Origin of the sequence: Panacibacter microcysteis, assembly GCF_015831355.1 — a bacterium.
In the GTDB taxonomy this organism is placed as follows: Bacteria; Bacteroidota; Bacteroidia; order Chitinophagales; family Chitinophagaceae; genus Panacibacter; species Panacibacter microcysteis.
Genome location: NZ_JADWYR010000001.1, coordinates 2,623,289 through 2,635,756, shown reverse-complemented (window position 1 = coordinate 2,635,756; position 12,468 = coordinate 2,623,289). Strand labels below are relative to the sequence as shown.

The 12,468-nt window shown below is 41.7% G+C and carries 8 protein-coding genes; all 8 read left to right on the top strand.

The window, feature by feature from the left end:
• Window positions 1-5 precede the first annotated feature (5 nt).
• The 8 genes from I5907_RS10755 (at window position 6) to I5907_RS10720 (ending at window position 12,467) form a co-directional block, all read left to right on the top strand.
• The gene (locus I5907_RS10755) at window positions 6-467 is read left to right on the top strand and encodes a RidA family protein (protein ID WP_196990716.1); all 462 of its coding nucleotides are present in this window, start codon (window positions 6-8) and stop codon (window positions 465-467) included.
• Between the two features lie 293 nt (window positions 468-760).
• Complete coding sequence (locus I5907_RS10750; RefSeq protein WP_196990715.1) at window positions 761-1,861, top strand: D-TA family PLP-dependent enzyme; 1,101 nt, start codon at window positions 761-763, stop codon at window positions 1,859-1,861.
• Window positions 1,862-2,541: 680 nt separating this feature from the next.
• Window positions 2,542-6,327 (top strand): PAS domain S-box protein, encoded by a 3,786-nt coding sequence (locus tag I5907_RS10745; protein ID WP_196990714.1) that lies wholly within the window; start codon window positions 2,542-2,544, stop codon window positions 6,325-6,327.
• Between the two features lie 218 nt (window positions 6,328-6,545).
• Window positions 6,546-6,950: a response regulator transcription factor gene (locus tag I5907_RS10740; RefSeq protein WP_196990713.1), complete on the top strand. Its 405-nt coding sequence runs from the start codon at window positions 6,546-6,548 to the stop codon at window positions 6,948-6,950.
• 6 nt (window positions 6,951-6,956) lie between these two features.
• Window positions 6,957-8,138 (top strand): sugar transferase, encoded by a 1,182-nt coding sequence (locus I5907_RS10735; RefSeq protein WP_196990712.1) that lies wholly within the window; start codon window positions 6,957-6,959, stop codon window positions 8,136-8,138.
• Window positions 8,138-8,872 (top strand): TolC family protein, encoded by a 735-nt coding sequence (locus I5907_RS10730; protein ID WP_196990711.1) that lies wholly within the window; start codon window positions 8,138-8,140, stop codon window positions 8,870-8,872. Before I5907_RS10735 ends, I5907_RS10730 begins: the two co-directional genes overlap by 1 nt.
• Complete coding sequence (locus tag I5907_RS10725) at window positions 8,869-10,965, top strand: GumC domain-containing protein (RefSeq protein WP_196990710.1); 2,097 nt, start codon at window positions 8,869-8,871, stop codon at window positions 10,963-10,965. The genes I5907_RS10730 and I5907_RS10725 overlap by 4 nt, the downstream gene beginning before the upstream one ends.
• Window positions 10,966-11,141: 176 nt before the next feature.
• Window positions 11,142-12,467: an oligosaccharide flippase family protein gene (locus I5907_RS10720; protein WP_196990709.1), complete on the top strand. Its 1,326-nt coding sequence runs from the start codon at window positions 11,142-11,144 to the stop codon at window positions 12,465-12,467.
• Window position 12,468 lies beyond the last annotated feature (1 nt).

Genomic DNA, 12,468 nt, shown 5'->3' with positions numbered 1-12,468 from the left:
ACACAATGACTCCCGAAGAAAATTTTGCTGCACTTGGTCTTCAACTTCCGCCGGCCCCGGCACCAATGGGTGTTTATAAACCTTGCCTTGTAAACGGTAATCATTGCTATGTTTCAGGCCATGGACCGGTACAAAACGACCAGACACTGATCGTTGGCCGTGTGGGCAAAGACCTTGATATAGAGCAGGCCAGGCTGGCTGCGCAGCAGGTGGGTCTTACCATATTATCTACACTAAGAACCAATCTCGGTTCGCTTAATAAAATCAAAAGAGTGATCAAAGTGCTGGGCATGGTAAACTGCACAGCAGATTTTGAAAAACACCCGTACGTAATCAACGGCTGCAGTGAATTATTTGCAAAAGTGTGGGGAGAAGAAGATGGTATTGGTGTAAGAAGTGCAGTTGGTATGGGTACATTGCCCGGCAATATCCCTGTAGAAATCGAAGCACTTTTTGAATTAAGCTAATTTTATTTTTTTGAACCCGGCAGTAGCGCTACTATTACGCTGTCGTTGCGTCGCACTCTTGTACTGCAAAGCAGTATTCAGCTGCAGCGATCAGTAAACAAGCTGGTTGACAATACTCAACCTTGTATTTATATCAGTAACAAACGCCTGTTTTTAATATATCCGGAAACCGGTGATGAACGTTTATAAAAGCCTGCTTTCAAACCAATGCCGTTGCCCGTTACAGCACTCCTGCATGTAATAACCGTACCCAAATACACCATCATAAAATATACTTCAACAAAACACTATGTATGAGTTGGTTTGAGATAGAAAACATTGACACAACTGATTCTCCTGCGTTGGTTATTTATAAAGAACGCGTAGAGGAAAATATCAGGCTGGTAAAAAGCATGGTAAAAGATGTAAGCTTGCTCAGGCCGCACGTAAAAACAAATAAAATTGCTGAAGTGTGCCAGATGATGATGGCGCACGACATACAAAAATTTAAATGCGCTACCATTGCAGAAGCAGAAATGCTCGGTACCATACAGGCAAAAGATGTGCTGCTGGCCTACCAGCCGGTAGGCCCCAAAGCATTGCGGTTATTAAAACTGGTGGAAGCCTTCCCGGGCACCCATTTTTCCTGCATTATAGATGATATTGGCGCTGCCAGCAACCTTTCCGACATTTTCCTGGAAGCAGGCAAAGTAATAGACGTTTACCTCGATCTTAATACAGGCATGAACAGAACGGGCATCAGGCCATTTCATGCTGTACAGCTAATCGAATTGTTCAGATCGCTTGGCGGCATTAACATTATTGGCCTGCATGCTTACGACGGACATATAAGAGATAAAGATTATTCGGCCCGTAAATTCAATTGCGACCGTGCATTTCTCCAGGTTACTTCTTTGGCAGAATCATTAAAGAATACAATGCACAAAGAGCTTGCAATTGTAGCAGGCGGCACTCCTACCTTTCCCATACATGCTCACCGCGAAGGTGTGGAATGCAGCCCCGGCACATTTATATTCTGGGATTGGGGTTACCAGCAAATAATGCCAGACGAACCTTTCTTATTTGCCGCACTTGTTGTTACCCGCATTATTTCTATAACAGACGCAGATACCATCTGTACCGACCTGGGCCATAAATCTGTGGCTGCCGAAAATCCTTTTCCACGGGTGCATTTTCTTAACCTGCCGGGCGCAGAGCCAATAGGCCAGAGTGAAGAACACCTGATACTGCGCGTACCAGACACATCACTGTTTACTGTAGGAGATGTATTGTACGGCGTACCTGTGCACATATGCCCTACCGTTGCACTCTACGATACTGTAAAAGTGGTGGAAGACAAAATAATTACCACAGCCTGGCGCGTAGTGGCAAGAGACAGGTCGATCTCTGTTTAGCATCGTTGCCCAAAAAAGTGCTGAACGCTGAAGTGAGTGACACAACAGGTGCCCCATTGAAATACTGTTGCCGGCTAACAATATTTCTTTCTTTTTTATTTACACTACCGCGTTTATACATATTCTAAAAAAATTTACATAATGCCGGTTTGCATATGAAATAGGATGCATGTGTTGTGCTTACATAAGCAATAAGATGAATACTTAAGCTTTTGAGAACCCCAAAAACTAATTTCTAAGTTTAATTTAATACTGTTTATTTCTGCATAGTCTAAAAACAATGAAATTTTGTATAAATCCAATACATGGAAAGCCGCAATCTCATCATTGTTTCACACAAGAGCTGTTTTGATAGAACAATTACAGGTGCTGTAGCTTCTCCGCGATTTTCTTTTCATTCATCAGTTTGTGGCATGTAAGACTACAGTCCCTGGCCAAAGTGTAAAGAAAAAAGATCTGATCATTTGCTATCCGTGTTTTGGATCTATTAAAAAAATCAGGAAAAACCTTTAAGTGCTTTACTACACACACCATTATTCATTATTACTATTACCGCCATTTGTTATGCGCCTGGTTAAAGGAAAGCATTTGCTGTAAACACAGACTGCTGGCCGGTAAATGTATTACGTGTAGTTATCCATACCCCAAAAAATGAAAGCAACGCAGTTACTATGGTGCGGATGCAACAAAATTTTGACGAAACTGCCAGTGCTTTGCAAATTGAACCATCGCAGTTAGACCGCCTGTTCGCCAGCTATATTCTCGCCGGCAAAGACTTTGTTATTTGCAGGCACAGCAATACGGTATCAGAACACTTCGGCAGCCTTGCAGGCCTTTTACTATTTGATTTTTTTACCATTAGTGCAGGCACATCTGTAATTGCTGATACAGAAACATTGTTGCTCCACTGCGGCAACGTTATAACACTGGCAGGCACAGGCATTTTCATGAAATGCCGGTTTGAATGTATGCAACCGGCAGGCTATCTTTTTGTAATTGAGCATGATTTTACCAATAACAATTTTACGGAAAACATTGAACAGGTTGCAGACAATATCTGGGAGCACAACTTTACCACCGGTATTACCAGGTTTTCAAAAAAACAATCAGAACTACTGAATGCGGGTATTGAAGACGATAATGTAACACTGTGGTGGAACAGTATTCACCCGAGCGACCGCCCTGTGCTGGAAGCAATAGATGCCCGGTATAAAGAGGGTACAATTGACCATCATTGTCTTGAATACCGGCTGCTTTGCAAAGACGGTTCTATAAAATGGGTGCTTGATAAAGGCGTGGTCGTAAAGAAAAATGCCGCTGGTAAACCGCTAATAACAGCCGGTACACATACAGATATTACCAGCATTAAACAGGCAGAAAGTGCCTTACGGCAGAGTGAACAGCGCTTTAATTCGTTATCGGAAAATTTGAATGATGGTATACTGGTAGAAGATGAATACAGGAATGTAATACTAAGCAACCAGCAGTTCTGCACCATGTTCAATATCTCGTTTACACCGCAGGCGCTGAGTGCACTTGGCGCTGCTGAAGTGATCAATCACTGTGGCAAATCTGCTAAAAGTGCGGCACTGTTTACAGACCTGGTAAAGAACCTGGTACAGCAACGCAGTAAAGTAACAGGGCTGATCATTGAACTTTTCAACGGGAACATTTATGAGATAGCCCATACACCTGTTTTCATAGATAATGAGTTCAAGGGCATACTGTGGAAGTTCTCAGATGTTACTGACCGCATTAACGCCGATAAAAAACTTGAAGCCCAAAAGAAATTTTATGAAGATGTTTTGAATGAGATACCTGCAGATGTTGCAGTGCTGAATGAAAAACGTGAATACCTCTATGTAAATCCCTACGCAGTAAAAGACGATGAACTGCGCAGGTGGCTTGTGGGCAAAAAAGACGAGGACTTTTGCCTTCAGCGCAATAAACCACTTGATATTGCCCTTAGACGAAAACAATTATTTGAACAGGTAATCGAATCCGGAAAACAACTGGAATGGGAAGAGAAAAATATTACCAGGGATGGTAAGGCACTGCATTACCTGCGCAAGCTCTACCCCGTTATAGATGACAATGGCAGGGTGAAATTCATGATTGGTTATGGCATAGATATTACAGACCGCAAGCAGTTTGAAGATGACCTGAGCCTTAGTGAAAAAAGATACCGGGATCTGTTCAATTTCAGCCAGGCACTCATTTGCACGCATGATATGCATGGCACGATACTCACAATTAACCCGGCTACATGCAGGCTACTAGGTTATAGTGAAGCAGAAATGATTGGCCACAAGTTGTATAGCTTTATTCCGCGGGAAGACCTGGTATTATTCAAAGAAAAATACCTCGATGCTTTTTCTCATGGTGGCAGCCACAAGGGCGTCTTTTGTGCGGTAAGTAAAAGCGGCAAAAAGAATTACCTCCTGTACCAGAATTACAAAGTAGAAGAACCCGGTAAAGAGCCTTACGTAATAGGCTTCTCGCAGGATATTACAGAAAGAAAAAAAATAGAAGAAGCTATACGCAACGGCGAAGAAAAATACAGGAGCATCATCGAAAACATGAACCTTGGAATGGTAGAGCTGGACGCAGATTCCACCATACTTTTTGCCAATGAAAACCTCTGCCGTATGAGTGGCTACGATATGCCGGAACTCATTGGTAAAAAATTATACAACGTTTTTTCAGAAGGCGAAAGCAGGCTTTTCATTAAACAGAAAATGTACCTGAAAAAAGAAGGTGTTTCTGAAGTATATGAATTTGTTACACGCAATAAAGCCGGTGAGCCACGCTGGTGGCTGGTAAGTGGCTCGCCGCTGCACCTGCATACGGGTGAGTTCAAGGGTTCACTCCTTATCTGCCTGGATATAACCAACCAGAAAATACTGGAGCAGGAACTGCGAAAGGCCAAACAACTGGCTGAGCAATCTTCCAAGGCCAAAGACCTGTTTCTTGCAAACATGAGCCATGAAATAAGAACGCCGATGAATGCAATTCTCGGCATGGCCAAACAGTTGGAAAGAACCGTGATGGATGGCCAGCAGCAATTCTATTTGAACGCCATTAATAATGCTGCATCCAACCTGCTCGTTATCATCAATGATATCCTCGACTTTTCTAAGATAGAAGCGGGTAAGATGACATTGGAAAGCACAGCATTTGAGCTGGAAGCAGTGGTGGGAAAGGCTTTGCAGGTTATTGTACACAAGGCCGAAGAAAAAGGTCTTGCGCTGTACTCAAAAATAGATACTACCATTGCGCCTGTTCTTATCGGCGATCCATACCGCATAAACCAGATCCTCATCAACCTCTTGGGTAACTCTGTAAAATTTACAGAAAAGGGAAGTATCAGTATTTACTGCAGCGTATCTGCTGAAAGGGAATCGAGCCAGCTCATCAACATAGAAGTGGTAGATTCAGGCATTGGCATGAGTGATGATTTCCAGCATTCATTGTTCAACAAGTTTGAGCAGGAAGACGACAACAACGGCAAACGGTACAGCGGCACAGGCCTGGGCATGAGCATTGTGAAAGAACTCATAGAACTCATGCACGGCAATATCACGGTGCAAAGCAAAAAGAATATTGGCACCATCGTTAGTGTAAACATACCATTCAACAAAGGCATAAAAGAAGACCTTGCACAAACAGAAGCCAAAAAGATCAGTTCAAATACACTGCGCAATAAAAGGATATTGCTGGTAGAAGACAATGAGATGAACCGTGTGCTTGCTACTATTATCCTCAAACAATACAGTGCAATTATAGACGAAGCCATCAATGGTGAAGAAGCCATTGCCGCTCTCAAGACCAATGAATACGATCTTGTATTAATGGATATGCGTATGCCTGTAATGGACGGTATAGAAGCTACACAGGTCATCAGGCAGGAAATTTCTAAAACCATACCCATTATTGCCCTTACCGCAAATGCTATCACAGGCGAAAAACAGAAATGCCTTGAGTCTGGCATGAATGATTTTCTTGTAAAACCATTCGAAGAAGAAGAGCTGGTACAAATGCTGGCAAAGTGGTTAGGCATCAATAGCCTGTACGAGCAGACAAATAACCAGGCCGGCAGTGCATCGCTTGTTTCAGAACCGCTGTTCAGCATAGAAAACCTCAAAAACATAAGCCGTGGCAATAAAGAATTCATTGAAAAAATGCTGACCATTTTTGTCAAAGAAGTAAAGCTTGCATTGCAGGAGATCCGTTTGGCAGAAGAGAGCAGCAATATCGATAAAATAAGGTCTACCGCCCATCGCATAAAACCATCGCTTACCAATATGGCGGTAAATGCTATCAGGCAGGAAATTCTCGATCTCGAAGTGTTTGAACTGGCAGGAGAAAAACTGTCGCAGCTCCCGGAAATGATCAATAAAGTAGAAAATGTACTAACAGATGTGATAGAGCAAATAAACGAAGTAATTATATCTAAAAATTATTAATACAATAGCGTGTAAAACATTACGTTATTATATAAACAAGAAAGTTTTTACAGAACCATCAAGTGTATACAGGCCGCTGGAATATTTATTGAACCAGGCATTGGAATAACTATTAAGCTTCGTTGCGTCGCACTCTTGTACTGCAACAATACTATTCGGCAGCTTAGAGTATACCTACTTGTGAACTACTGCAAAACGTCATAGTAAAATCCAATATCATGCAAGCTCCAGAAAATTTACCTGTTGTCGTTATTGTTGAAGATGATCTTTACATGCAGGGAATACTCTCTCAATGTTTAAGCGGGCCTTTTGCACCGGTAGTTTTCCAAAACGGAATGGAAGCATTCAGCTACCTGCAGCAAGGCAATATCCCCGACATTATTATTTCAGACCTCAACACACCTGTGCTCAATGGTATACAGTTTCTTGAGCAGGTGAGAACAAGCGGCTTCTTCAGCGCCATTCCATTTATTATGCTTTCGGGTGTTGATAATACAGATACAAGGATCAAATGTCTTGAAGCTGGTGCAGACGATTTCATTGTCAAACCCTTTAATCCCCGCGAACTCGAAGCGCGTTTAAAAATCATTTTAAAAAGAGCCGGTAAACTCGTTTTAAACTAAACCAACATGGAAAACCAATCTTCAACTGTTGCACTTATTGCTGCAGATGAATTACTCATACAGGCAGCAGGTAAGCTGAATATACCGGGGTGTACTATACTGCAATTTGAAAATGGTATAGACCTGAGTAATAACTGGTCAAAAAAGAAGTTGAATATCGTTGCTATTCTTTCCCGCTCCGAAATTATTGGCCCAAATGGCATCTCACTAAAACATGCATTACAGGCCAGGAAATTTGCAGACGTTCCGTTCTTTATTATTTCCGATCATGTAAACGATCACCTCAAAGCTATCGCGCTAAAAGAAGGCATTGCAGATATTTTTCATAAACAACAGTTGCAGTACAACCTGCAAAAACGCCTGCCTTTTATCATCAGCAACTGGCATCATATTAAAACAAACAACGCCGTATCTGGCCAGTCAGCTTACAAAATACCGCTCGAAAAAAGAATTTTTGACGTTGTTTTTTCTTCGCTGGCGCTGCTGTTACTTTCCCCTGTCTTACTCATTACAGCACTGGCAGTAAGGCTGGAATCAAAAGGCCCGGTATTTTATTATTCCCTGCGCGTGGGTACAGGTTATAAAATCTTCAAATTTTTCAAGTTCCGCTCCATGTATGTAAATGCAGATGCACGTTTGAAAGATCTGAAACACCTCAACCAGTACGGCGCTGCTGCAGAGACCGAAAAAGTTGATACTGCAGGCTTCCGCTGCGATGATTGCAAACAAATGGGCACATCATGCCAGGCATCATTGTATGCAGATAAACATTCGTGGTGCGAAAAACAATATGCGCTTACCAGGAAAGCAAGTGCTGGTGCAGCGTTCATTAAAATAAAAGACGACCCGCGCATAACCCGTGTGGGAAAAATTTTACGTAATACAAGTATGGACGAACTGCCGCAGCTTGTTAACGTGCTCATTGGAGATATGAGTATTGTAGGCAACCGGCCATTGCCTTTATACGAAGCGGAAAAACTTACTACAGACAAATACGCACAACGCTTTATCGCACCTGCAGGCATTACAGGTTTGTGGCAGGTGGAGAAACGCGGCAAGTCTGCAGAAATGTCTGAGGAAGAACGCCTGATGCTGGACAATACATACGCGGAAAATCACAGCCTCTTAAATGACTTCCGGCTTATTTTCCGAACCATACCGGCACTGTTTCAAAAAGAGAATGTGTGATGAATATGTTATCAAAAAGAAAACCGATCGTAATGCTGCTCGTCCTGTTGAGCAGCATATCCCTAAAAGCCCAGCAAACCGATTCACTGCTTGTCAGGGCTATTGAATCAGGCAGGCTGCTGCCTATGCTCATCGACTCAGCTATCAAAAACAATCCTGAAGTAAACAGGGTTGACAACAGTATTGGGTTTGCCAGAGAAAACCTGGCGCTTACAAAGAAAAACATTTACAGCGCTGTGTCTTTGTTCTCTTCTTACAACCATGGCAACAATGCCAATGTTATTTCGGGCACGGTAAGCAATGTAAGCCTGGTACAATCAAACTTTTACAATGTGGGTGTTTATTTTCAGTTGCCGCTGACACACGTGGTATCCCGCAAAAATGCCATCAAAGCAAGCGAGTACCAGGTAAAAATGGCTGAAGCTGAAAAAGAAGGCGCAGCAAAGTACATTACACAGGAAGTAATACGGGTCTACCAGGAACTAAGGCTTGCGCTTAACCTGGTAAAAGTGGCTACAGACAGTAAGCAGACAGCGCTGGTCAATTACCAGATGTGCCAGAAACAATATTTGAACAACGACATACCACTAACAGAGTTATCAAGAATACAGGACATCTATTCCAAGGCTTCCATTGAATATGAGACAGATCTCAACAGGTTTCAAACAGCATACCTGCAGCTTGAATCTTACACAGGCGTTCACCTATCAACAATTATTGCATCCATCAGATGAGTTTAATTCATTTCATACGATTACTGTTAAAAAACTGGAAGCTGCTATTGCTGGTACCAATGGCCATGGCAATTTCTATTTACTATTTCACCAGGAATGAAAAGAAAACATTCTCTTCTGAAACAGTTGTGTACACAGGTATTGCTTCGGGATACACACTGAATGGCAGCAACAAAGCAGATTATTTTGAAACAAGTAATGCTTTTGATAACCTCTTAAACATCATAGATTCGAGAGAAACAAAACAGGAAGTTGCCCTTAAACTGCTGGCCGAACACCTCAGTTTAAAAAAACATGATCCTGCAATAATGCAATGGGGCTCTTTCGATGACTTGCATAAAATTGTTCCTGACAGTATAAGAAGCATGCTGGTAAAAGACAATGTGGATTCAACTTTTGCAGCACTGGAAAAGTTTATGCAAACAACAGAAGGAAATGTTATCTACAACATCATCAATTCTGATCATGCATTGTATTCTATCAATGCGCTGAGAAGTATTAAAGCCTCCCGTCTCAATTCAAGTGACCTTATTAAAATCTCTTACTCCACGCAGGATGCATCAGTTTGTAAAAGAACACTGGAGCTGCTGGAAGAAACTTTTATGCGTAAGCATAAAGCATTGAGGGAAGGGCAAACAGAAACAGTAATTACCTATTTCGAAAATGAAACAAAAAAATCTTTTGCCAGATTAGATTCCGCAGAACAAATGTTCCTTGATTTTAACAGGAACAATGACATCATCAATTACTACGAACAAACCAAAGCAGTGGCCGGTGCAAGAGAAGACTTATTTGCGCTCAATCATACACTCGAGATGGACCGTATGGCAAACCAGGATGCATTGGGAAAAATTGATAATGAGCTAAGAGACCGTGCCAAACAGTCTATGTACGGCAGTAAAGTGATCACACAAAGAAACCAGCTTTCTGATATATATGGTAAGATCGCCGTGTTTGAAACATTCAGCCAAACGGATCCTTCAAACAAAAAAATTATTGATAGCCTGAAGAGTGTAGCCTCTTCCGTAGAAAATAACCTTCGCAGTGCGGTAGATGACCTGTATGTACAAACTACAACACCGGGCGGCATTCCATCCAAAGACATGCTGGAAGAGTGGATAAAAACTACTATTTCTTATGAGCAAAGCAAGGCAAGGCTTACTGTAATGGACAAACGCAAAAAAGAATTTGATGAAGAGTACAGCAAATTTGCACCGCTTGGGGCAATGCTGCAAAAAATCGAACGCCAGATATCTGTTGCAGAGCAGGAATATCTTGAAATGGTGCATGGATTGAATCTTGCAAGGCTTACCCAACAAAACAATGAGCTTACATCCAAACTTACCGTAATTGATCCGCCATACCTGCCGCTAAAAGCAAATCCTTCTACAAGAACTGTAATGGTGGCAGGCGGTTTCATGGCGGGCTTTATCGTTATTCTTTCTTTATTGCTTACAAGATTTTTAATTGACAAAAGTCTGAAAGAACCAGCAAGGGCTTCGAAGATTACAGGTCTTAAACTACTCGGTATTTATCCATTATTGAAAGAACAAAATGATGTATTGCAAAAAGCGGCCTTGCGTTTACTACAACAAACATTATCTGTTACTGATACTTCCAGGCAACACATCAACATAGGTTTTATTTCTATTGAAAACAAAGAAGGTAAAAGCACTATTATAAACATACTCAATGCAGGTTTTAAACAGATCAATACCAGCAATGAAATTGTTCAATGGCCTGCTGAAAACTATGCAGGATCAGCGCGAATAAATATGATTGAGTTGCCTGCACTTGACAGTTACATATATACTGCCGGGACACTGCCGAAACTCGACAATCTTTTTATTGTTTGCCGTGCAAACCGCATCTGGACAAAAGTTGACCACGAATTATTGAATAACTTTTCAAAAGCATGTGGCATAAAAGCAACCATCATATTGAATGGTGTGGAACTTGATTTTGCTGAAGATTATATCGGCGAAGCACCGAAGAAAAGAACAGTGATAAGATCGTTGCTTAAAAGACTGATGAAGTTTGAGTTTGGCAACAAGAAATATCTGGTTAAAACAAAAATGAGAACAGGTTTCTAAACAGTATGCGCTGTATGACGTTGAGCCATAGCTGCCAATTGATTTACAGTACAAGTGAGTGACACAAGGAACGATGCCACAGCGTACAAATGCCGGCCACAAAAATTTATACACCGGCAATTTATTAAACGTGTAAAAAAGTGCTGTAATAACTACACAGCAAACATTCAATATCTATGAGCAACAAAAAAAATGCATTATTACAGGCACAGGCATTTGCAAGCCAGTTACTGCCCGCAATAATTGGCGTATTGTCTTTTATGTTGCTCGTAAGAAACATACCACAAGAAGTATTGGGCGAATACCTGATTTATATGGCCGCAGTGGTTTTGTTTGAAATGATCAAATCTGGTGGTTTACAATCTGCGCTGGTAATGCGTTTGGCAGGCGCAAAAGAAGAAGAAGAGCGCACGATAATGGGAAGTGCATATTGGCTTGGCGCTTTACTTGCAGGCGGCATATCATTGGTGCTTGCAGTGTTGTATTTTACCAATGTATTTAAATCAAACCCGGGCATACAGGTGTTTTGCGGCTGGTACGCATGTGTGGGCATCATCACACTTCCGCTACATATTGCAGAGGCTTCTGCGGTTGCAAAACAGGACATCAGATTCCTGCTGTGGTTACGCATATTACAAAGTTTAAACGCATTCAGTATTGCTGTGTATGCTTTCTTCTTCAAAGGTTCGCTTGAAGCGTTTGCAACCATACATCTTTGCTTTAATGCAATATTATTGCTGGTTGTGTTGCTTTCAGGCAAAACAAATCCGCTCTTTATTTTACGCAAAGCAAGAGCAGAAGTAAAGGAACTGTTTGCACTTATCCGATACACACTGGCTACCCTTGCCACAACAAACCTTTTAAAAAGTGCAGACACATTTTTGATAGGCAGTTTCTTAGGACCCAAACTTGTGGCCGCCTATGCTGTGCCGCTTAAACTTACTGAACTATTCGAGATACCGCTTAGAAGCCTTAGCACCACTGCATTTCCACAACTTGCTGCAAAAAACAACGGTAATGACAAAGCAGGTTTCAATAATCTTTTTACACAATATATTTCATGGGCTTACATGCTGTATATACCCGCACTTATAGCAGCATTTATCCTTGCACCTTTCCTGGTAACATTTATCGGTGGTCATGACTATGCTTTTACGGCTCCTGTTTTTCGTGTGTTTATTTTATACGGCCTGTTGCTGCCTGCTGACAGGCTTACCGGCATATCGCTCGATGCACTACAAAAGCCCAAACTCAATTTTGTAAAAGTGCTGATGATGGCAGTGATCAATATACTTGGCGACATAATGGCCATACAATTCAGCGGAAAACTTGAGTGGATTGCATTTGCATCTGTACTGAATGCAGCCACCGGTGCTTTCTTTGGCCTGTGGATGCTGAATAAGCTACACATCATACAATCAAAAAAACTATATACGGAAATGTGGGCATACAGCTTTGGGTTTATGAAAAAAAGCTGGCAACATGTAAAAGGAACATTGTAAC